General features: G+C 43.3%; 19 protein-coding genes and 2 pseudogenes. 10 read left to right on the top strand and 11 right to left on the bottom strand.

Annotated elements, in window-relative coordinates:
- Window positions 1–55: 55 nt before the first annotated feature.
- Together AC5JM2_RS15315 and AC5JM2_RS15320 are read right to left on the bottom strand one after the other, a co-directional pair.
- A pseudogene (locus AC5JM2_RS15315) lies at window positions 56–559 on the bottom strand (Uma2 family endonuclease); the annotation flags it as partial.
- A gap of 38 nt (window positions 560–597) precedes the next feature.
- The gene (locus tag AC5JM2_RS15320) at window positions 598–846 is read right to left on the bottom strand and encodes a hypothetical protein (RefSeq protein ID WP_495835736.1); all 249 of its coding nucleotides are present in this window, start codon (window positions 844–846) and stop codon (window positions 598–600) included.
- Window positions 847–972: 126 nt separating this feature from the next.
- Here AC5JM2_RS15320 and petP point away from each other — a divergent pair, with 126 nt between their 5' ends.
- From petP to AC5JM2_RS15340, 4 genes are all read left to right on the top strand, one after another.
- Window positions 973–1,167, top strand: coding sequence for a cytochrome b6f subunit PetP (petP, locus tag AC5JM2_RS15325; RefSeq protein WP_495835737.1), 195 nt, complete (start codon window positions 973–975; stop codon window positions 1,165–1,167).
- 414 nt (window positions 1,168–1,581) lie between these two features.
- Window positions 1,582–2,682 carry a Get3/ArsA fold putative tail anchor-mediating ATPase NosAFP gene (locus AC5JM2_RS15330; protein ID WP_495835738.1) on the top strand — a complete coding sequence of 367 codons (1,101 nt, stop codon included), beginning with the start codon at window positions 1,582–1,584 and terminating at the stop codon, window positions 2,680–2,682.
- 487 nt (window positions 2,683–3,169) lie between these two features.
- Window positions 3,170–4,210: a chlorophyll synthase ChlG gene (gene chlG, locus AC5JM2_RS15335; RefSeq protein WP_495835739.1), complete on the top strand. Its 1,041-nt coding sequence runs from the start codon at window positions 3,170–3,172 to the stop codon at window positions 4,208–4,210.
- Window positions 4,211–4,343: 133 nt separating this feature from the next.
- Window positions 4,344–4,631, top strand: a complete 288-nt coding sequence (locus AC5JM2_RS15340) for a hypothetical protein (protein ID WP_495835740.1) — start codon at window positions 4,344–4,346, stop codon at window positions 4,629–4,631.
- 85 nt (window positions 4,632–4,716) lie between these two features.
- On the opposite strand, the gene AC5JM2_RS15345 is transcribed toward AC5JM2_RS15340, so the two are convergent.
- Window positions 4,717–5,439: a dienelactone hydrolase family protein gene (locus tag AC5JM2_RS15345; protein ID WP_495835741.1), complete on the bottom strand. Its 723-nt coding sequence runs from the start codon at window positions 5,437–5,439 to the stop codon at window positions 4,717–4,719.
- 51 nt (window positions 5,440–5,490) lie between these two features.
- Window positions 5,491–6,450: an MDR/zinc-dependent alcohol dehydrogenase-like family protein gene (locus AC5JM2_RS15350; protein WP_495835742.1), complete on the bottom strand. Its 960-nt coding sequence runs from the start codon at window positions 6,448–6,450 to the stop codon at window positions 5,491–5,493.
- A 373-nt stretch (window positions 6,451–6,823) separates the two neighbouring features.
- On the opposite strand from AC5JM2_RS15350, the gene AC5JM2_RS15355 reads away from it, so the two are divergent.
- Both AC5JM2_RS15355 and AC5JM2_RS15360 read left to right on the top strand, forming a co-directional pair.
- Window positions 6,824–7,594 (top strand): ChaN family lipoprotein, encoded by a 771-nt coding sequence (locus AC5JM2_RS15355; protein ID WP_495835743.1) that lies wholly within the window; start codon window positions 6,824–6,826, stop codon window positions 7,592–7,594.
- A 294-nt stretch (window positions 7,595–7,888) separates the two neighbouring features.
- The gene (locus AC5JM2_RS15360; protein WP_495835744.1) at window positions 7,889–8,278 is read left to right on the top strand and encodes a hypothetical protein; all 390 of its coding nucleotides are present in this window, start codon (window positions 7,889–7,891) and stop codon (window positions 8,276–8,278) included.
- A 299-nt stretch (window positions 8,279–8,577) separates the two neighbouring features.
- On the opposite strand, the gene AC5JM2_RS15365 is transcribed toward AC5JM2_RS15360, so the two are convergent.
- On the bottom strand, window positions 8,578–9,384 hold the full coding sequence (locus tag AC5JM2_RS15365; RefSeq protein WP_495835745.1) for an inositol monophosphatase family protein: 807 nt from the start codon (window positions 9,382–9,384) through the stop codon (window positions 8,578–8,580).
- A 65-nt stretch (window positions 9,385–9,449) separates the two neighbouring features.
- A complete protein-coding gene (locus AC5JM2_RS15370) occupies window positions 9,450–10,865 on the bottom strand; it encodes a BCD family MFS transporter (RefSeq protein ID WP_495835746.1) in 1,416 nt (471 codons plus the stop codon).
- 173 nt (window positions 10,866–11,038) lie between these two features.
- Between AC5JM2_RS15370 and AC5JM2_RS15375 the strand changes: the two genes are divergently transcribed.
- Window positions 11,039–11,986 (top strand): aldo/keto reductase, encoded by a 948-nt coding sequence (locus tag AC5JM2_RS15375; RefSeq protein ID WP_495835747.1) that lies wholly within the window; start codon window positions 11,039–11,041, stop codon window positions 11,984–11,986.
- A 44-nt stretch (window positions 11,987–12,030) separates the two neighbouring features.
- Here AC5JM2_RS15375 and AC5JM2_RS15380 read toward each other — a convergent pair whose 3' ends face one another.
- Complete coding sequence (locus AC5JM2_RS15380) at window positions 12,031–12,792, bottom strand: circadian clock KaiB family protein (protein ID WP_495835748.1); 762 nt, start codon at window positions 12,790–12,792, stop codon at window positions 12,031–12,033.
- Between the two features lie 809 nt (window positions 12,793–13,601).
- Here AC5JM2_RS15380 and AC5JM2_RS15385 point away from each other — a divergent pair.
- On the top strand, window positions 13,602–13,979 hold the full coding sequence (locus tag AC5JM2_RS15385) for a hypothetical protein (protein WP_495835749.1): 378 nt from the start codon (window positions 13,602–13,604) through the stop codon (window positions 13,977–13,979).
- 144 nt (window positions 13,980–14,123) lie between these two features.
- The gene (gene wecB, locus AC5JM2_RS15390) at window positions 14,124–15,275 is read left to right on the top strand and encodes a non-hydrolyzing UDP-N-acetylglucosamine 2-epimerase (RefSeq protein WP_495835750.1); all 1,152 of its coding nucleotides are present in this window, start codon (window positions 14,124–14,126) and stop codon (window positions 15,273–15,275) included.
- Here the strand turns inward: wecB and AC5JM2_RS15395 are convergent.
- From AC5JM2_RS15395 to glcD, 4 genes are all read right to left on the bottom strand, one after another.
- Window positions 15,272–16,285, bottom strand: a complete 1,014-nt coding sequence (locus AC5JM2_RS15395; protein ID WP_495835751.1) for a peptidoglycan-binding domain-containing protein — start codon at window positions 16,283–16,285, stop codon at window positions 15,272–15,274. The genes wecB and AC5JM2_RS15395 overlap by 4 nt on opposite strands.
- Window positions 16,286–16,925: 640 nt before the next feature.
- Window positions 16,926–17,540 carry a peptidoglycan-binding domain-containing protein gene (locus AC5JM2_RS15400; RefSeq protein WP_495835752.1) on the bottom strand — a complete coding sequence of 205 codons (615 nt, stop codon included), beginning with the start codon at window positions 17,538–17,540 and terminating at the stop codon, window positions 16,926–16,928.
- A 333-nt stretch (window positions 17,541–17,873) separates the two neighbouring features.
- Entirely contained in the window at window positions 17,874–18,809 is a 936-nt protein-coding gene (locus tag AC5JM2_RS15405) for a M23 family metallopeptidase (protein ID WP_495835753.1), read from the bottom strand.
- A gap of 691 nt (window positions 18,810–19,500) precedes the next feature.
- Window positions 19,501–20,979 carry a glycolate oxidase subunit GlcD gene (gene glcD, locus AC5JM2_RS15410; RefSeq protein WP_495835754.1) on the bottom strand — a complete coding sequence of 493 codons (1,479 nt, stop codon included), beginning with the start codon at window positions 20,977–20,979 and terminating at the stop codon, window positions 19,501–19,503.
- 451 nt (window positions 20,980–21,430) lie between these two features.
- On the opposite strand from glcD, the pseudogene AC5JM2_RS15415 reads away from it, so the two are divergent.
- Window positions 21,431–21,715: pseudogene (locus AC5JM2_RS15415) on the top strand (Uma2 family endonuclease); the annotation flags it as partial.
- Window positions 21,716–21,766 lie beyond the last annotated feature (51 nt).

Genomic DNA, 21,766 nt, shown 5'->3' on the forward strand with positions numbered 1-21,766 from the left:
CACATACAACGACAATATTATCTCTATCTTATATTTAATTAAGTTGACCTACTTAACGAGTTCCTTCTAAACGAAAACCTCGTAATTGATTAGTGTATCTGTCAAACACAACATAGTAGGGAATACGTAAAATTTGCTCATAAACCTGCCACTTGGTTGGGGGCTTGTTGACTTCCCTGAGAGTTTGTCCTAAGTCTTCCTGTTCTGTACCTGGTGAAAGCAACTCAACGACTAAAAATGGTGCAACTCCCTCTTGCCAAATCACATAACTCAAGCGCAAGTCTTGTTGTTGTTGGGCACGAGATACCCCTAAAACCATATACCAATCAGGTCGCTTGTACCACAATGGATGACGAGGATCGTAGTAGAAATTTAAGTCGGTAGCAATTAAAATTTCCTCGGAGGGATAGTTACTAGGTTGACAGGTTTCGCTGAGTAGTCTAGGTTGAAAAATGTGAAATTCATCTGGCAATCCGGGTTCTCCCACTAATTCACTAGGCAAATCATACATCGTTGGTAAAACTTCCTGTGGTGGACGGGGTGGATCAGTTTGATACATCAGGTGCTACCTCTGACTTCAAGTTGGCAAGGGCTAAGTTAAACTTTGTGGATCAATACCCAATGATCGCAACCGCTGTACCAAAAATTGCGATCGCATGATTGCGGGGGCTTTGCCCCATCGCACTTGGCGCGCCCTATGCCCCAACCAAACGGAGTTTGGTTGCCCCAAATCGGAGATTTGGGGAGAGGGGTTTTGGAAAAACCCCTCTGGGGAAAGAAGGGCGATCGCTTGACATCGGTATCTGTTGTTCTGGCTGTTGCGCTATCACAAACATCTGCTGACACCTGCTGAGTTATTGATTTTATTTTAGTCAGTCGTCATCGGTTAGTTAGTTTCTCCATCTTTCCCCACTCCCCCTGGTGTCCAGATTCGGCTACACTGAGTCTTGGTTTGTTGTGTTGTAAGTTGGCATGGAAATCGGACAAAAAGTTAAAGTCGTTCGTTTGCGCGATCGCGTATCTGCCCCTATTGTCAAAAGACTAGGACAAGTCGGCATCATTCAAGGCTACAAGATGACCGACAGTAGCGGCGTTGGCATAGTGGTCAAGTTTGAGGATAATTTTGCCACTTGGTTTTTTGAAGATGAACTCAAACCTCAGCAGTAGCCCAAAACTCAACCCCCTTTGGGGGAATTCAAAATTCACCCGTCGCGTTCTTTGAGTAGTGCACTCTGCGCTCAAGATCTCTCGCTTCGCGATAGATCTGATTGAAAGTGTTTTTGAATTTTGAGAGAAGTTTGAGCGGAGGTTTCCTCCGTAAGCGATAGCTCCACTCTTACGAGAAGCCGCTACGCGTCTACGCGGAGCGAGGCTCAAATCTATGCCCTATGGCTAACGCCACGGCTGCGCCTAACGGGCACGCTACTCCCTAAGAGGGACGCTGCGCAAACGCTATCGGTGATTTTGAATTTTGAGTTTTGTGCGGTGCGCAGGTATCAGAACTTTGGTGTAAGCTGCCAAAAGAAGCTGAGTGCTAAGTTGGAATTGAAAAAACTAGCAGTAAAAATAGGAATCAAGGTAATGGCCCTGATACTGACATTTTTGGGCAAAGGGAGTAGCGATCGCACAAAAATTGCGATCGCCGCAGCCAAACTATTGGCAAGTCAAGGAAAGCGTGTTCTCCTAGCTGGACAAGCAGAACCAGCAATGTCAATCCTGCTGGGAGTAACTGTTGGTCCTGAACCCCAAGAAATTGCTGCCAATCTGCAAGTCGTGCAGTTCCAAACAGGAGTCCTGCTAGAACGCAATTGGGAGGAGGTGAAAAAACTGGAGGCACAATACCTGCGCACACCCATCCTAAAAGATATTTACGGTCAAGAACTGGCAGTCTTGCCTGGAATGGATAGCGCCCTCGCCCTGAATGCCATTGGTCAATATGATGAAAGCGGCAAATATGACGCGATTATCTATGATGGATCAGGCGACTCTTCCACTCTACGGGTGTTGGGAATGCCAGAATCTGTTAGTTGGTACGTGCGACGCTTTCGCCAATTGTTTATCAATTCCGACTTTGGAAAAGGAATTTCCGAATCACCCTTCATTCAACCACTCATTAGCACCTTTTTCAATGTGAATTGGACAGCAGATAACTTTTCCCAACCCACCAACCAAGTCAATAATTTGTTAGACAAAGCAAAAGCTGCCCTTAGCGATCCTAAACGCATTGCTGCTTTCCTCGTGACGACCAATGACCCTGTGGAAGTGGCTACAGCCCGCTATATCTGGGGTAGTGCCCAACAAGTTGGTCTGATTGTTGGCGGTGTGCTGCAAGTTTCTTCTGACACAAGCGTAAACCTAACACAGGAATTTGCTCCCCTGCCAGTGAGTGTTGTTCCAGAAGCCAAAGGGGGTGACTGGCAACCGCTGATCGATGCCCTACCTAATTTTGCAGCACAAGCGGTACAGGCTCCTAAACCTATAGAAATAGACGTTAACACTCGCCAGGTTCGCTTATTCTTACCTGGCTTTGACAAAAAGCAGGTTAAACTGACTACATTTGGTCCAGAAGTCACCGTGGAAGCAGGAGATCAACGGCGTAATATCTTCCTCCCTCCTGCCTTAAGTGGGAAACCTGTAACTGGTGCAAAGTTTCAGAACCAATATTTGATCATCTCTTTCTAAGCAAGTTAGGAGCTAAAACAGTGAACAGTCAGACCAGTGCCATAGGAGAGTTTCCAACGACAGAACAAGCGTGAGGGAAACCCTCCTATGGCACTTCGTGCCACGCTACGCTATCAGTACTGGCTCCTCCGCAGGCAACTGGCGTATGCGCAAAGCGCACGCCCAGAGGTCTAAAGCGCAGCGGAACCGTTCGGCACGGGGCCGTGCCCGTTAGGCGCAGCCGTGGCGTTAGCCATAGGGCTCAGGTTCTCCCCGATAGCCCTCCGGGTTCCCCAGTCGCCTGCGGAGGGAGAACGCCAGGTGCTACAACGGGGGGAACCCCCGCAAGGCGCTGCTCTCCGCAACGCACTGGCTCCCCTCCCGCAGCGCTGGACTCACCGTAAGGCGTGGCGTTAGCCATAGGGTTATCAATGAACAGTAAACAGTGATAACTGGTAACTGATAACTGATAACTGGCGAAGCAACAACTCATAAGCAAGTACGACTTATGTCTAAATCAACTCCCACTACTCCAGATCCAGATTCACCAGAAGCACTAAACTCGGTAACACCAACAGAGGAAGTCAAAGCTGCTGTTGATCGTAGTGCCAAAACAAGGCAACTGCTAGGTATGAAAGGTGCAGCGTCTGGAGAAACCTCAATTTGGAAAATCCGCCTGCAACTGATGAAACCCATCACTTGGATTCCCTTAATATGGGGCGTCGTTTGCGGTGCGGCTTCTTCCGGCGAGTACACATGGACTCTGGAAAATGTCCTGAAATCAGCAACGTGTATGTTGCTAGCAGGACCTTTGATGACGGGTTACACGCAAACCCTGAATGAATACTATGACCGCGAAATTGATGCGATTAACGAACCATATCGCCCAATTCCCTCCGGAGCAATTCCCTTACCCCAGGTAATCACGCAGATTTTAGTATTACTTGTTGGTGGTATTGGTTTAGCTTTTGTTCTGGATGTTTGGGCAGGTCATGACTTTCTCACGATTACTGTGACTGCCATATTGGGTTCCTTCATAGCATACATTTATTCCGCACCACCTCTGAAGTTAAAACAGAACGGTTGGTTAGGAACCTATGCCCTTGGTGCTAGTTACATAGCCTTACCTTGGTGTACTGGTCATGCTTTGTTTGGTGAACTCAATTGGAAAATTGTTGTTCTGACTGTGGTTTATAGTTTGGCTGGCTTGGGCATTGCCATTGTCAATGACTTCAAGAGTATAGAAGGCGATCGCAAGTTCGGATTAAAATCACTTCCTGTGATGTTTGGTGTCACCACTGCTGCGTGGATTTGCGTAGTCATGATTGATGTTTTTCAAGTGGCGATCGCGGCTTATTTGGTCTACATCCATGAGAACTTGTATGCAGCAATTCTCATACTACTTGTCATTCCGCAAATCACCTTCCAGGATATGTATTTCCTACGCGACCCACTGGGAAATGATGTCAAATACCAAGCAAGTGCCCAACCATTTCTCGTTTTCGGGATGCTCGTTGCGGGGTTAGCAATTGGTCATGCTGGTGTTTAACTGGATACTTTACTAAGTCAGTAGTTAGGAGCAAAAAAAGTTAATAGTTGAGGTAATTTGTCAGCAGTCAAAACAAATAGCTCCTAACTCCTAACTAAAAAATTATGACTTGTAACTTTCGTTAGGATTTGTCGTGTTACAACTATTTTTTCACATCATTCATCTGATTCAGCCGGTGCTCATCCCTGTTTGCTTTGTGAGTGCATGGAGCTTAATTTTTCTTGTTGTCTGGAGTCTGTGGACAGCAGCGCGAGACAGTGTTGGTAAAGCGCAGCAAATGCATCAAATTCCTTGTACAGGCTGCCAATATTTTACTAATGATTACCATCTTAAATGCACTGTTCGTCCCTCTGTCGCCAACACCGAAGAAGCAATAAGTTGTATGGACTATCAACCAATAACTAATCCTATGTTTTATTAGGAATTGTTTCGGTTGTATTTATAAGGGAACAGGGAACAGGGAATCTTATCAAACTTTATCAACTTGACAAACACAAACCACTTTGTTAAATGGTTTTGTGCAGGTGTTTTTTCAAGAACCATGTTAGCTCGCGCCAAGAGTCTTCGGCAGCTAAGCGGTTATAAGAAGAACGCTCGTGGCAGAAAAACCCATGATCGGCATCACTGTAAACCTTCAACGTGTACTCTTTCCCCAGTTCCTTGAATCGAGACTCGATTTGTTGAACGCGTTCGTTAGGAATAAATGGATCGGCATCACCGAAAAACAAGTATACGGGTACTGTGATGTTTGTCACAGTGTCGATCCACTCATCTAAAACCACACCGTAGAAGGGAGCAGCTGCCGCGATTTCGTCCGAGAACTTGCAGGCACTCAGAAAGCTCAGTCCGCCACCCAGACAGAACCCAGTCACGCCGACTCTATCTGGATACACATCTGGGTGTGACTTAACATAAGCCAACGCTGCCCGAAGATCCTCTTCCATCGGCTTACCGAAATCGAGGCGGAACATCATAGCCCTGGCTTGCTCAACCTCGTCATATCCGAATTTGTTGTTGGGCAACTCGCGATAATAGAGATCTGGCGTGAGAACCACGTAACCTTCGTTTGCAATTCGGGCTGCTACGTCTCGAATGTGTGGCGTTAAGCCAAAGGCTTCCATTAGGAGGAGAACAGCGCTCTTGCGATCAGCAACAGCAGGTGTACACAAGAAGGCAGGCATCCGTCTGTCGGGCGTGGAAATCATCACCTCTGTCTGTTCAATTTGCATTTTTTCACCTCTGTCTGTTCGATTTGGGTGTTGCAGTGGAACATTCAACGGCTACTGCTCACTCATTTCTAATAACACCTTTAAAACACCTTTTGTCTGAGCGCGTTCAAAAGCAGCCAGTCCATCACTCAGAGGATAACGAGCATTAATTAAAGATTTTACGTCAACTTTTTCTTGTGCCAACAGTTCGAGTGCAGGTGCAAAAGGACCACAACGGGAACCAATGAGAGTTATTTCATCCACAACTAAAGAAGAGGCATCAAAACTTAGTTTCCCAGCATAAGTACTTTTGAGTACCAGAGTTCCCCGTGGACGCAAGGCACGGTGAGCAAGCGCAAACCCTTCCGAGTTACCAGTACACTCGACAGAAATATCAAAAGCTCTATCAGTCACTGTATCAGCAAAGCCAGTTTTGATACCCCGTGCCTCTAAATGAGCAAGCTTGTCTCGATGACGCCCCACAACCAACAGATCGCAGCCTGTTAAAGCTAACGTTTGCGCCACAAGTTGTCCTAGCTTACCATCACCAACAACAAGCACGCGGTCATCTGGATGTAACTGTACCTGCTGTTGAATTTCCAGCGCTGCTGCTAAAGGTTCGGTAAAAGTTGCCACTTCTGTAGGAATATTTTCAGGTACAGGATGCAAGTTCTCTGTTGGCAAACACAGGTATTCAGCAAAAGCTCCGTTGCGGTTGACAATACCAAGGACAGTACGATTTTCGCAATGAGTCGGTTGTCCGCTGCGACAAAATCGACATTTCCCGCAAGCAGCATTGATTTCTCCTACTACTCTCTGGTTGACTAAGTGTTGTGGTCCTTGTTCAACAACACCGACAAACTCATGTCCTAGAATACCAGTATATGGATAATAACCTCTCTTCAGTTCCAAATCAGTGTTACAGACACCAGCACAGAGAACACGCACCAAAGCTTCTCCTGGTGGCGGTTCGGGAATAGGGATATTAGTTCGTAATTGAAGTTGATTATTTTCGAGCCAGATTCCTTGCATTTTACCTCTTCCTAAAGTGGTAATAAATGTTCAAAATCGTTAAGTCAGCATGAAACTTAAAAAAATGACACAGTCTCTAAAAACTAATTTACAGACATTAGTACAAATAGTAACAGACAGACAAAGGCATTTCCGAAAAAAAACGAAAGAAAGAAAAAAGAAAAAACTATTTTTTTGCCTATTGCCTTTTACTTTTTACTTTCTCCTATGCACCTTGCCTGCTTATCCTCAACAACTAAAAAATTCTTGCCCACCGAAAACTGTTTTATTTCCTTCAAGAGGAGTTGTAGCAAGCAAAGTGTTTGAGGAGCAAATCCCAAATTGGGAGAAAACTTGTGGAAACCCAATAAATTATTTCCCTAGCTTTGAAAAAATGATATTAGAGCTAAAAGAAGTAAATGTTGTTTATTTAGGGGAAATTCATGACAATTCAGAAGACCATAAAAGGCAGCTAGAAATTCTTGAAAAACTTTACAATCAAAATCCAAACATTTCCATTGCAATGGAAATGTTTCAACGACCACTACAAGATGTTGTCAATCAATATCTAGCAGGGAAACTTACAGAAGAAGAACTGGTAAAAAAAAGTGAATATGAAAAACGCTGGGGCTTTCCTTGGGAGAATTATGCACCAATTATTCAGTTTGCAAAAGAAAAACGACTTTCCGTTATCGCCTTAAGCACTCCTTCCGAAATCAGCCGCAAAGTTGCTCAACAAGGCTTAGAAGGCTTAACACCATCTGAACGGAAATTTATTCCTCCTTTATCAGAAATTAAGACAGATAACCAAGAATATCGCAAAAACTTGCAATCAGTCTTTCAACAGCATCAAGCCGCAAATCATCGTAACAGTGGAGAAATTGAAAAATTTTTCCAAGCACAAGTTGTATGGGACGAAACGATGGCAGATGGTATTGCTCAATTTGTCAAAGCCCACCAAAACTATCAAGTTATCGTATTAGCCGGACGGGGACATATCATTTATGGCTATGGTATCCCAGACCGTGTTGCCCGTCGCCTCAAGAATGAAAAATTTATTCAGCGTTCTATTTTACTTAGTCCGCCAGATGAGCCTACTACACGCAAAAATAAGCGAATAGCAGACTTTATTCTTTCTAACACCACAGACGCACAGGGGAATTAACAATAACTGGAAGATTATCTTCGCCGAAAAAGAAAAAAATACAAGAAGCAGTACTACCGCTTAGCTTCGCTGCCTGCGGCACACTCCGAAGGAGTATTTATCAAAACCTTATTAACTTGTGCTGGTAGTTGATTAATAAGTTCTGTTATTTTATTAAAAATTCATACTTTAGATATACAAAAATTACTACTATAGATACAAGATCTTAGTCAGAGTTTCAAACAAGCTCAACCGGAGTTGAGCAACTTGGGAGAGTTTAACGCATATCAGAGAAATCTATCAAAAAAGGAAAATATGACGTCTATTACAGCTTTAGAAAAGACTTTTTACACTATACAACCAGATATTAATGAAGAAGCTGCTAAGATTGCGGCTTTGGTTTTCCCAACAATTCAGTTTCAATTATTTTGCCAAAAAATTGAAACTGAAAGTTTGTCTGTGACTTTCAAAGGAAGACATTTTTCCGAAAATTTTAGATTACAATTTTTCCCAAAAATAAACACTCTGGTTTTATCAGGGTACTACAAAGAAGGGATGGCTCACCTGACTTATACTCCAAGTAATAAATATAATTGGCGTGATGGTAGAGGATTTAAAATAAGCTCTCCTGATGGTATTGGAGAAAAGTTTGAGTTTTTGGCAAATGAGTTTTATCCATTTCTAGAAGAATTTTTTCTAGGATGAGTGACCGAATAGAGAACTCAGAACGGGCTTTGCCCGGCTACGCTAACAGGACTCAAAACTCAGGACAGAGAATTAATAAAGAGTACAAGTCCACAACTTCTGGTGTAAACAGAAAAAAGATTTTCAATAAGACGCACAGCCCAAGAAAAAAAGGTGTCCAAATAAAATCTTAGACCACCACTCTGAAGTCGTGACTTGCACTCTATATTATTTATGGGAATATATTCTTAGCTGCGAAGTTCTGACCTATGTGTTCTTCTTAATGTGCACCTTTAGCTTATTAACCTTCGAGTTCTGCCTTAAATCTTTACCTTTTCGACAAACTGAGCAAAAATCGGAAGCAATTCTCTTCGACTGACAACCAATGTTGGGAAAGAGCGAGTCGTGTAATCTTGTTGTGCTATTAAAGGAAATGGCTCTGATTTGAGCGATCGCCAGCTTCCCCCTGCTGCTTGAACAATCACCCAAGCACCTGCTATATCCCAAACTTTTGGTGTCGCTTCAACACCACCCAGTGTCGCGCCAGCAGCAACCGTCAAGAAGTTATAGCTAGCAACTCCCAACATCCGAATTTTACAGGGAAAGTCTTTTTGTATAACTGAGATGCTGCGCGAACAGAGGTTAAAAAAGTGATTTCCACTCGGATCATCATTGCTGCTATGGATAGGATGGTAATTGCGAAAAGCTCCAGTAGGTAGTTCTAACTCAGGTACACCTCCCCAGTAGCCGTGAAAAGCTTCTCGCAATGGCGGGACAGCAACATAACCAAAAATGGGTGTGCCTTTATACAGTAAACCCAGGGAAATCGACCAAATAGGAATTCCACGAGTAAAGTTAGTTGTACCGTCTAAAGGGTCAATTACCCAGCACCATTCGGTACCACGGAAAATCTTATCATCTTCTTCGCTCAAGATACCGTGATCAGGGAAAGTAGATGCTATCGCATTTCGTATTTCCTGATCTGCCCATTTATCGGCTTGGGTTACCAAAGTGCCATCTGCTTTTTGCGAAGCCTGTACTTGCCCAAAGTCTTGAATTAAGTGGTTTCCCACTCTGGCAGTGGTGGTTTGGGCAAAATCGAGAATCGTTGTCCAAAATTCAGTCATACTTTCATTCTCACGCAAAGACAGCAAGGCGCAAAGATTTTTTGCAGTCTTTGCGCGAAACAAAACTAATCTAGTTCGCTTTCTAAAATTGATGCGATCGCCTGCTTGGCATTTGTTTGAAATTCTCTCACATTTACCCGGTTTAGAAACGAAATCGCCAGCAGCAGGATTGCCGCTTCTAGAGCAAACACTAGTCCATAGGCTAGCACCAGATTAGGCAGAAACTTACGACTCACATCTAAAATGGCACCACCTGCAGCCACCGCTGTTCCTCTGGCTATAGATTGCGCGAGTCCCCAAGCACCAATAAATGTGCCAGCAGTTTCAGCTGCTGTAAGATCTAGCATCAAGGTAACTGCGGCAGTCGTTAAGATACCAGTTGCCAAACCGAACAATAGCAAAGCTAGCTTCAGCAACGCTGGATTAGCAGAAAATCCTGATATCCCAAGTAAAACTGCACACAGTGCCACTAACATACAGCCGAAGCGTGCAGTTTTTTGCTTGCCCAAACGGGGCACAATGAAAAAGCCGGCGATACCATAGGCAATCAGTACACCTATGCCGTAAAATACGTTCAATTTTGTGCTTTCTGCTAGAGGCATCCGAAAAACCTGTCCTGCATACGGTTCTAAAATTGGATCTTGCATAAATAAGCCCAATGTCATCACCACTAAAAAGGTGAAAAATACACCTGTTTGCGGACTAGCTGTTAATATTTGCCAAGCTTTGCCAAGGCTGATGCTGTCTTCTCGATTAGTCACTGTGGAACGAGTGGTGTACTGAGAATATTTTTTCTCCACACCCAAAGTAGCCACCATCGCCAACCCAAAAACAATTGCCGGAACAACAATAAACAATTTGTTAATTGATGCTTGTAGTGTCTCGGGAGTTGATTGCTTGAGCAAGCTGGCACTGATAATTGCCCCAATAATAATCCCCACCATCAGCATCGACCAAACAATACCAACAACTTTGGAACGGTTATTTTCTTCAGAAATATCAACCAGCAAAGCAGCAAAAGCAGTACTGCTAGCACAAATTGCTAAACCGTATAAAGCAAATACTAAAGCTAGAAGAGAAATCCACCCGATTGTTTGGGTTGTCCATACCCAGCCACTAACAACCACAGCGTCCAGTTGCCACAACACCTGCACGGCTAAAAATGAAGCGACAGCAAATATTGCTGCTCCCACCCAAACATAAGCTGTACGGTGATAGCCAAATAGTGGTTTGGCATCGGATATTTGACCAAACCAAACGCGAGAAGGAGAAACAAATAACTGTATTGCCAGCACCACTCCCACCAGCGTTGCTGGAATGGCTATTTCCTGAATCATCACTCTGTTAAGCACCCCCAGAGTTAGGATAGACATCATGCTCAGCCCCATCTGAAATAAGCCAAGCCGAAACATGGTTAGCAGATTGACTTTTGGTGTTGCCAAGGAATTTGTTGGAGAATCGAATAAATCGCCGCTTGCCATAGCTACTTTTTCACTAAAAATTTATAACAAAGAGAATCCTTGGGGCACTCATGATAGGCATTTGCGCACCAGCAAAGATGAAAATATCTCTCTACATTCTGAGAGATATTTTGAGATAAATTTTGCAATACACTGAAAAGTAAAGAAATGTAAAGAAATGTAATTTTGGAAACGTGGAAAGCATCACACTCGGACAAAATGGTCCCACCGTTACACCCCTTTGCATTGGGACTTGGGCATGGGGTGATAAGCTCTTTTGGAATTATGGCAATAACTACGGTGCAGATCAATTGCAAGCAGCTTTTAGTGCAGCTTTAGAAGTTGGTGTCACCTTCTTTGATACAGCTGAAGTTTATGGGCTGGGAGTTTCAGAAGAATTTTTGGGACAATTCTTAAAGAAAACCGACCAACAGGTACAAATTGCGACCAAATATGGTCCTTTTCCTTGGCGATTTTTCGGTCAGTCTGTTGCTGATGCTCTCACAGATAGTCTCAAACGTTTACAACTAGAGCGAGTTCCTCTCTATCAGGTTCATTGGCCTTTTACGTTTTTTATGAGTCAACAAACCTTGATGAATGCTTTGGCTGATGAGGTGAAGCGGGGGAGAATTGAGGCGATCGGTGTCAGTAATTACTCAGCACAGCAAATGCGGCAAGCACACCAAATACTAGCTGCCCGTGGTGTACCTTTGGCAGTGAATCAAGTCCGTTATTCTTTGCTCACTCGCCAGATTGAAACCAATGGTATTCTCAAAACTGCGCGTGAGTTAGGTGTGACAATCTTGGCTTATAGTCCTTTGGCTCAAGGCTTACTGACTGGTAAATACACTGCTGATAGCGCCAAGAATCTCAAAGATGGCAGAAGGATAGACTCCCGTTTTAATAAAGAAGGCTTGCAGAAAATTGAACCTGTGATATCTTTGCTACGCAAGCTGGGAGAAATACACGGGCGTACTCCTGCCCAAGTTGCACTGAACTGGTTAATTGCTCAAGGAAACGTTATTCCTATTGCTGGGGCGAAAACAGCGGAACAGGTAAAACAGAATGCAGGCGCTTTAGGTTGGAGATTGGGCGATGATGAGATCAGGCAGTTAGAAGAAGTGAGCCGTTCTTACAAGTGAAAACAAGCAAGTAAAAAGAAATAAATTATTTCTTTTTACTTTATTTATGAATTTTCCTGAGCAGCTAACATCTGTAAAATTTTCTCTACATTATCCAAATCTCCAACAATGCGTCGAATCGGATGAGGCCAAACTTTAACAAGGGTAGGAGTCGCAGAAACTTGATTGGATTCTGCTTGTTCTGGATTCGTTAAAACGTCAATCACTTTCAGTGTGTAAGGGTTGCCAAGATTTTTTTCTAACAGTTCGTGTAAATTATGTAAAATACGTTCAGTAGCAGCACTATGTCCGGCTACAAATAGGCGGAGAACATAACCTTTTGTTTTTGGTTGGGGTTGTTGGGCGGACATTGTTGGTTGATAATATGAAGGATTTACATCCCAAAGATCAAGCCGCACAACTAAGTCGTGGTCTTCCCAAAGCTGGGGAAATGTAGAGCGATATGTTGTTAATACTAAGTGATCGCACAAGCCCTCCTGCCAAGGTGCAGATTGCCATGCTAGATCGTCAGTCCCAAAAATAGCGTTCAGGACGGCTTGATGTCGCATAACTGCCGGATAAGCTTCGGCGAAAGTTTGTATTTGTTGAGTGCGTGGATTTAACCAATGGTCTATAGTCGCCGTGTAGCAAGGTACTAGAAAATGAGGCGGTTCTGGTAAATCCAGAATTTCCTGCAACGTAACGCACAAATGCAAATGCCATCGACCTTGCTTACTAGGGTCGATGCAGTAAATTAAATCTCCTCCTGGTGTAAACAGCGCAATGCCTTTAAACAGTTGAGGTAAAAGTGGTTTGTCGGATGTCAAGCGCGTGTGACTCCCTTCTCCTTAGAAGACGCTAAACTTAAGTTTCTGCGGGACACGCTGCTTTGTATGCCTGCGTCTGTGTGCTCTACACTCCCCAAAGCGTGCCCTGCCTCCTACGCAGGAATTACGAATTGCGCCTGAGGGCGTGCCCACAAGCCATAGGCATAGGCATGATTGCGTGTGTTTTGTGCATACAGGGGGATTCAAAGTATGGCTTACCGGCACGTTACGCGACCATAATGATCAATTCAGAATTAACAATATATGCCTAAAAGGATGTTAAAGAGTCTTAATATTTATAATTCATAATTCTCAATACTTATATTCTCTCACAAATAATTTTTGCCATTTCACTGGGAGTTGGTGACATTTATAGAAGGAAATTTTGACTTTTGTAAACAAATTCAAAAGTCTTGTCATTTGCATAAACGACAAACCATCTGGCTGGGGATCACCAACTTACTAATTGGTTCAAGATCATTTGTGAATTATGAGGAACTTTCCTTACTTTGATAAGAAATGTTAAGCACACTAGAAGCAATCGAATTTCAAAAAACCTTTAAAATCATTACTTTTTAGTTGATATGCCTAAAGATAGATGTCAAGAACAGGTTTTTTATCAAACTAAGGATTAGATTTGCTCACATAATTGCAAAAGATTAAGTGTAAAGTTTATTAAAAAAACGCTCATTTTATGAATAGGTTTTTATATACTAAATCTTTAATTGTTGATCCCGCTCATGAATGAGCTAGAGATTTCTCAACCTGAATCTTTGTTTTGTTGATTTTGTATTAATAGGGAAAAAGTCATGGCTTTGTCTCAAACATCTAATTTAAGTAAGACACACTCTTTGTTGATGATGAAAAGTTTCTTAATATGGACTTTTACATTGGCAGTATGCTTGTTAGTTATCGGTTTTCCTTTGGTTGTCTTGATGGCTACGGTCGGATGTCTGTTGTCAGTTGTTTTACAATCAGTGATGCCTGTTAGTGCGGTTTTGCTTGTTGCAGGTGGTTTAATCATGTTTAATGTGATGGCAGTTGTAATGGCTGCTGCAGCCCTGACTCTTAAAGGAGTTCATCCGAGCGAAATCAAATGGTTGAGCTGGCTGCATGGAGAAACAGAGAATATTCAAACGATCGCCGTTTATGCTTCTTGCCCATTAACTTGTGAAATTAAACACTAACTATCACTGCTCAATTCGACAAACAGTACATCTGCCCGGTTCAGCCGGGTTTTTTCATGCCTTTTTTGTCCTTTGTCATTTCCGGATGATAGCTATTGACTCATGACTATTGACTAGTGACAATTGACTAATGACAATTGACTAATGACTAAAAAGCAAATTTACATTATATTGGGTACTCGTCCGGAAGCAATCAAACTAGCTCCAGTCATTCAGGTTTTCCAAAATTCCTCAAGTCTGAACACATCTGTTATTTTGACAGGACAGCATCGCGAGATGGTTGAGCAAGTGATGCGGCTGTTCAACCTCAAAGCTGATCATAATTTGGAGATTATGCAACCAAAGCAATCTCTGAGTGATATCACCTGCCGTAGTTTACAAGGTTTGGAAGGATTATTCCAAGAAAGTAAGCCAGATTTAGTCATAGTGCAGGGAGATACGACTACAGCTTTTGCCGCAGCTTTGGCTGCATTCTATCAAAAAATCCCTGTAGGACATGTAGAAGCTGGGTTAAGGACGGATGACTTATTTAATCCTTATCCGGAAGAAGCTAATCGGCGGCTGATTTCTCAACTAACTCAATTGCACTTTGCGCCAACACCTTTGGCAGTGGAAAATCTGGAACGTTCTGGCGTTTTGGGCGAAATTTACCTGACGGGTAACACAGTGATTGATGCGCTGTTAACTGTGGCTGCAAGTGTTCCTGCTTGTAATGTACCTGGATTAGAATGGGAAAAATATCGTGTCATGCTGGCAACAGTTCACCGTCGTGAAAATTGGGGAGAACCACTGCATGATATTGCTCAAGGATTTTTACAGTTACTGGATAAGTTCCCTGACACAGCTTTACTACTACCATTGCACCGCAATCCAATAGTGCGAGAACCTTTGCAAACACTATTGGGAAACAATCCCCGCGTTTTTTTAACAGAACCTTTAGATTATGCTGAATTAGTAGGAGCGATTATGCGATCGCACCTTTTGCTTACCGACTCTGGCGGTTTACAGGAAGAAGCACCCAGTCTTGGAAAACCAGTTCTGGTTTTGAGAGAAACAACAGAAAGACCTGAAGCAGTCACTGCGGGTACAGCTAAACTAGTGGGAACTCAAACCGAGAACATTTTTGCGACTGCAGCCCAATTGCTCTCTGATTCTACTGCTTATGAAGCAATGGCAAACGCGATTAATCCCTTTGGCGATGGTCATGCAGCAAAGCGAATCTTACAAATTGTGCAAAATTACTTGCTGCTTTCCCCAGAAACATCAACCTCACCTCAAGAGCATTTTGGCAATTAGGGACCACCAACACTAATACCAGAATACCCAGAATAGCTATAATTTCCAGAATTTCCAGGATAATATCGTCTTATGCTAACATTACCCACTCCCAGATAACTTAGAGTTTCTGATCTGGCTACTCCATCTGGACGAAGACCAAGACTTGCCTGGAAGTTTCTGACTGCTCTTTCAGTTGAAGAATCGTAATATCCAGTGACTGGAACATTAGCCAAAGCTCTTTGAAGTTCTGCCACAGCTTGACCTCTGGAGCCTCTTCTTAAAGTTATGTTACGGCTATAGCTGTCGTTATAATACGGAGAGTAGCCTCTAGCGCCAAAACCATCGTTAGGATACGGAGGATAATCTAAAGATGGTCTGCTGCTAATGTTGCCGAACCCAAGATAACTAAGAGTTTCAGGTCCCGCCACTCCATCTGGACGTAAGCCGTTTCTTGCCTGAAAGTTCCTAACTGCTCTTTGAGTTAACGAACCATAGTATCCAGTGACTGAAACATTGCCCAAACTTCTTTGAAGTTGTGCCACTGCATCACCTTGGGAACCTTTTCTAAGAGTGATGCTACCGCCAATCCCATTATTATAAGTGTCTTGTGTTGGAACACCGGAAGAAGTGTATTCTTTGTTAGCGCGGGTGTCAATCCAATTAGCAGAAACGTAATTACCTGTAGACAACCGAGCAAATCCATTCCTATATCCTACAACTCTTGGCAATGGTGAGCCATTGGAGTTACATTTGGCAGAGCGATAGCATGTACTCGGACCTGTACGTACATTAAGACAGCTGCCGTTAGTTCTCACAGAGTATCTACCAGGACCGTAGTAGGCGGCTGTTGCTGGTTGAGATTGGGCAAAAATTGCCAAGAAAGCAGTGATAAGCGCGAAACTTAACCATGTAGATTTGAAATATTTTTGCCCTGGAATAGTGAGTTTAAATTCAGGAAGATGGTATTCGGTATCTGCAGTTACCGCTGCATATGCACTATCCATCAGAGAATAAGCAAGATATTCCACAATCTTCTCCTTTGTGCTGAAAGTCATTTGGTGAGTATAGAAGTTTTCTTGTGCTCTTGCCTAGATTTTGTCTAGGTAGAACTTTACTGGTCTATATAAATTGTGACAGAGTATAGAACGAAATTAGAAATTCAAGTGAATTTTTCAAAAACAAAAATCCCTGTCCGCTTGACTCAAACAGACAGGAAAATATTGACCAAGAAAAATATGTGTTGCTAACAGCTTTGTTGCATACAAACTCTGTGAGCCTAAAAATTCTTTTTTACAGCGGTTTCATATAAATAGACCACAAATCGTAGGGGAGCCAGTGCGTTGGAGAGCTAGCGCTGCAGGAGGATCTCCCGACCTAGGCGTCTGGTGTATGCGCAAAGCGCACGACCAGAGGTCTAAAGCGCAGCGAGACCGTTCGGCACGGAACCGTGCCCGTTAGGCGCAGCCGTGGCGTTAGCTATAGGGCTCAGGTCTTCCCCGATAGCCGTAAGGCGTGGCGTTAGCCATAGGGCATCCGGGTTTCCCGGCTTGTTGCAAGAGCGTCTGGTGCAGGAGTTAGCATCTGGCGTTGGGCATTGCTCACAAAAGTTATCTAATGGACATTGTGAGATATTAGTGAGTAATGCCTGCCTTACAAAAAATACTGTAATTAATACACTCCCAAAGCGGATAAGGTTTGTGGTCCAGCCACTCCATCTGCAAGTAAACCATTTTTTCGCTGATAGTTTTTGACCTTATCTGCTGTGATTTGACCATAATATGCGGTTGGTGTGAGTCCCAGAGTTTCTTGTAGTTTTGCTACAGCAGAACCTTGAGAACCTAAACTCAAAGTGTAAGGGCCACCAACACCAGGACCACGGGTGTACCCTTTGCCAGGTTTGTTGCCAATCCAATTAGCACCAACGTAATAACCATTGGATAGCTTAGCAAATCCATTTGCGTATCCTACGACTCGTGGAAGTCGTGAGCCATTACGGTAAGATGCAACAGTCGCACTTGATGAGGTAGGACCTTTGCGAACTAAGAGATCACTCCCTTTTGTCTGAACATAATAGTTGTTTCCTGGACCCTTGTACGCGGCTGTTGCTGTTTGAGCTTGAGTTAAAATCGCTAACAACGTACCGATGAGCGCGAAAGTTAACCACGCAGATTTGAAATTTCTGTTCCAGTTGAATTTCAGTTTCAATTCTGGAAGACTGAATTCTGTATCTTTAGTCGCCTCTGCGTAGGCACTATCCATCAAAGAATAAGCAAGATATTCCACAGTCAGCTCCTTTATACTGGAAAATTCACAAATGCAGAGTTTTACTTCGTTTTTTGGTGAGTCTGTCTAATGTAACTTAGACTACGCTTTATAGTAAAGGATTTTCACTGAGATCATAGTTAAGAAAATATAATTTTTGTAAAAAAAGTGCTGAAGAATGCTGTATGCAAAGCCTCAAGCCTCCGGCTACCTCTCCAAAGGCGGTTCAAAAAAAGCATCACCCTAAAAGAGCAGGCACTCTAGGCGATCGCCTCTTCACAAGCAGCTCTAAAGCAGCATCACCCCAAAAAAGCAAATGTATCTGTAGTATTTACAAGAGTAGAGAATCTAACCTTATTTCCCAAACTGCTTTGAAAAGGAAAAAGTATCAGAACGTACCTGCTCACCATTTCGCCAAACTTCTACCTTGTCAGAACTAACAACATAGGAAAAACTACCATTGTCTGCTCGATACTGAGAACTGCCAACACTCCTAGCAGGAAGGCGTACAGGCTGGGTTGAGTCTTGCTTTAATTGCCCAATATAAAACAACTGACCATTTTCCTGACAGACTTTCACAGAAAGATTTGCTGTTTCGCCTTCAATCACTGTAGTGCCATTGCATTTAGTATCAGCCATCTGAGAGCCAACAGCCACTGGAATTGGTTGCGAAGATGAAACTTGCTGTGGTGTCTGCGCACCAGAGACTTGACTAATTTCGTGATTTGCTTGGAAAGCAACAGTTGTATGACTTGTCATCTGCCGTTGTGGAATTTTTCCTGCAATCAAAGACGGTAATGCCGTCAAAGGATCAACAGCCAAACGATGGTTTTTACGCACTTCAAAATGTAGGTGAGGTGCTGTACTATTACCTGTCGATCCCATTTCTGAAATGACTTGTCCTTGGTTAACCTGTTGACCTTGTTTCACCAAAAGGCGACTATTGTGACCATAAACTGTAATACTCCCATCGGGATGCTCAAGAACTACGACATTCCCTAGTCCCCATTCGTTCCAACCAGCTTTGAGCACTGTACCAGATGCAGCAGCAACAATAGGAGTACCAGTTGCTCCTGCGATATCAATTCCTTCATGTTGATATTTGCGAAAACCCTGAGAAATTATTCCCTGAGTGGGCCAAATTAAATCAGAGGGAAGAGATTTTTGTGGAGTGTTGGAGCTTTTTACTGTCTGAGTCAAGACCTGCGTATTTATACTTAACACAGCAAAGAAAGACGTTAACCCTATCAAGCTATATGTACAAATTTGAGTAATAGTAACTTTTTTCATTAGTTAGAGCTTGTAAGAAAAATGGTTTAGGATGTCTTGAGTTATTTGCTGTTACAGTCTTAAATCAACAACATCAGGAGCAATACAGTTGAGTTAAGACATTTATTTGTTGAGGCGGCACAGGAGCGGGGAGCGGGGTGCAAGGGAGAAAACTGATCCGGCGCGAATAACTTTCTCCCCCTCTCCTGAGAAGAAGCACAGGAGCAGGGAGAAAGGGAGAGAACCAATCCACGCCGATCAGTTTCTCCCCCTCTCCCCGCACCCAAGCGGAGCGGGCATCGTGCCTCTTCCGAACCCTGCTCCCGAGCAAAGCGTGCTCCCTGCTGGAGCAAGGCAAGCAGGGAGCACGAGCAAATTTCTTATCCCAAGCGTATTGACATCAGGAGTGTCAGCATAAGAAAACCGTTTAGGCAGCACCCAGTGCACTAGTGTACCCTTGGCAGAAATCACACCAGTAATTTTACAAACAAAAAGGCTATTAGGAGAGGGTTTAAGGGGGGAGATGGATATTGTGATGGTGTAAAAATTAGCCGCAGAGCCTCTAACTACGTTTAGACAAGTTGACTGGATGAAGGGATAATCCCACGGCGATGAAAACATCGCCGTGGGAGCGTCAAAATGCTATTTTTGTCACTCTTATGTAATACTTGTTTCTACATTATAGGTAATCTTCTGGCGATTCGGCAGTAAGCTAAAATTTTTCCACGGCCTCAAACTTTTTGGCAATCTCACCCGTAGCGTTTGCAGCCTCACCACAAGTGCGCGGTGTTGGGAAAATCTTACCTGGATTTGCCAAACCTTTGGAATTAAAAACTTGCCTTACCCATTGCATAGTTTCTAAATCAGTAGTAGTAAACATTTCTGGCATATAACATTTTTTGTCTGCACCAATACCATGTTCACCAGAAATACTACCACCAACTTTCACGCATAGCTTAAGAATTTCTCCGCCGACTTCTTCCACCTTTTCTAATTCACCAGGAATAGAATTATCATACAGAATCAATGGGTGAAGATTGCCATCCCCAGCATGAAATACATTAGCAATGCGATACCCAGATTTTTGACTTAATGCTTCAATTTGTTCTAGTACATAAGGTAACTGAGTGCGAGGAATTACACCATCTTGTACATAATAATCTGGGCTGACGTGACCTGCTGCCGCAAAAGCAGCTTTTCTTCCTTTCCACAATTTTAAGCGCTGTTCTGGGTCACTCGCAATTGTAATATTCCGTGCACCATTCTTTTTACAAATTTCTGCAATCCGCTGTTTATTTGCCGCAACTTCTACTGCCAAACCGTCAATTTCTATTAATAAAATAGCACCAGCATCGCGGGGGTAACAATTTGTTGCCACCACATCTTCAACAGCATTAATGCTGAGGTTATCCATAATTTCCATACCACCAGGAATAATCCCCGCGCTGATGATATCAGAAACACTAACACCTGCTGCTTCAATACTCGTAAAGTCTGCTAAAAGTACACAAATTGATTCAGCACTTTTGAGAATTCGCAGCGTAATTTCTGTGGCAATTCCTAGCGTCCCTTCGGAACCAACAAACAAACCTGTTAAGTCATAACCAGGCATTTCAGGAATTTGTCCTCCCACATCAACAACCGAACCATCAGGAAGGACGAGTTTCAATCCCAAAACGTGGTTGGTTGTGACACCGTATTTTAAACAATGTACGCCACCAGAGTTTTCTGCGACATTACCACCAATTGAGCAAATGATTTGACTGGAAGGGTCAGGAGCATAGTAAAATCCAGCACCACTCACCGTTTGAGTTACCCAGCTGTTAATCACTCCCGGCTGAACGATAACTTGTTGATTTTCTAAATCTACCTTGAGTATTTGCCGCATCAGAGAAGTGACAATCAACACGCAATTTTCCACTGGCAACGCCCCACCAGATAAACCCGTACCAGAACCACGTGCTATGAAGGGGATGGAGTGGCGATCGCATATCTTCACAATCTCTGCAACTTGTTCTGTCGTCCTCGGTAACACCACCACAGCTGGACGTTCGCGATAGCTGGTGAGTCCATCGCACTCGTATGTGATGAGTTCCTCGCGGCGTTGTACGACACCATTTTTGCCAACGACAGCCTCAAATTGCTTGACGATGGGTTTCCAGTTGCGTTGTTGTTTATCTTGGGTAAGCATAGGCGGTTTTTCCAAGGGAGAGAACTACTTTGCCGACTCCCTATAAACATATTGTTACAAGAATTGCACCTAAAACGGGAGTCAAGAACAATATTGCCTATTCTGATCTGACACCCTAAAGCGTTGTTTGCGTTATTTGGGCGATAAGCCCGCTTGCTTGACGCAAAGCGTATCGCCTCTGGAAACATTTGCCAGATGAAAGCAGGAAACGCTTGGAGTCATAACTATAGCAGTTGCCACAATTGTTAGGACATTTCCCTGTTCCCTGTTCCCTGTTCCCTCTTAATCAAAATACGATGTCCTAAACGATATGTCTGTTGCTATACTAAACACATTTTTGTACAACCTCCTTGTTTAACGACTGTTCTGTCACGGTTGTACATAAACCAAGCTCCTGTATCTCCCTCATCTACTAACCTAGAGATATCACTTTTAATTACTAAACAAACTCATGGTTGAGCAATTTTTAATCAATAATGATGATTATTATGTACCAGACGCTAACCAGTTAATCACTGAAAATGACACGCCTGTGGATAATTTTGCCTCTGCTAAACAACAACGCCTTTTAGTTGGCTCTCTTTACAGTTCTTTACAAGGTCAAACTTTTCTCGCCGAAGCCAATGTCGGCGTTTACTATACAGATCTTCAGCCTTCCATAGTACCCGATGTCTTCCTCAGCTTAGATGCTCAAGTTCCTGAGAATTGGTGGGAGAAGCAAAACCGTTGTTATATCAATACCTTCGCCAAAAAAAGAGGATAAATATCTCAATCCCAAAACCTCGAC

It is taken from the genome of Brasilonema angustatum, assembly GCF_059505445.1.

Bases quoted from the DNA above. Each gene is read 5' to 3' on its own strand.
- petP (WP_495835737.1), top strand. From the start codon at position 973: ATGGAAATCGGACAAAAAGTTAAAGTCGTTCGTTTGCGCGATCGCGTA.
- AC5JM2_RS15405 (WP_495835753.1), bottom strand. From the start codon at position 18,809: ATGAAAAAAGTTACTATTACTCAAATTTGTACATATAGCTTGATAGGG.
- wecB (WP_495835750.1), top strand. From the start codon at position 14,124: ATGACTAAAAAGCAAATTTACATTATATTGGGTACTCGTCCGGAAGCA.
- chlG (WP_495835739.1), top strand. From the start codon at position 3,170: ATGTCTAAATCAACTCCCACTACTCCAGATCCAGATTCACCAGAAGCA.
- AC5JM2_RS15360 (WP_495835744.1), top strand. From the start codon at position 7,889: ATGACGTCTATTACAGCTTTAGAAAAGACTTTTTACACTATACAACCA.
- AC5JM2_RS15385 (WP_495835749.1), top strand. From the start codon at position 13,602: ATGGCTTTGTCTCAAACATCTAATTTAAGTAAGACACACTCTTTGTTG.
- AC5JM2_RS15330 (WP_495835738.1), top strand. From the start codon at position 1,582: ATGGCCCTGATACTGACATTTTTGGGCAAAGGGAGTAGCGATCGCACA.
- glcD (WP_495835754.1), bottom strand. From the start codon at position 20,979: ATGCTTACCCAAGATAAACAACAACGCAACTGGAAACCCATCGTCAAG.
- AC5JM2_RS15365 (WP_495835745.1), bottom strand. From the start codon at position 9,384: ATGACTGAATTTTGGACAACGATTCTCGATTTTGCCCAAACCACCACT.
- AC5JM2_RS15350 (WP_495835742.1), bottom strand. From the start codon at position 6,450: ATGCAAGGAATCTGGCTCGAAAATAATCAACTTCAATTACGAACTAAT.
- AC5JM2_RS15370 (WP_495835746.1), bottom strand. From the start codon at position 10,865: ATGGCAAGCGGCGATTTATTCGATTCTCCAACAAATTCCTTGGCAACA.
- AC5JM2_RS15345 (WP_495835741.1), bottom strand. From the start codon at position 5,439: ATGCAAATTGAACAGACAGAGGTGATGATTTCCACGCCCGACAGACGG.
- AC5JM2_RS15355 (WP_495835743.1), top strand. From the start codon at position 6,824: ATGATATTAGAGCTAAAAGAAGTAAATGTTGTTTATTTAGGGGAAATT.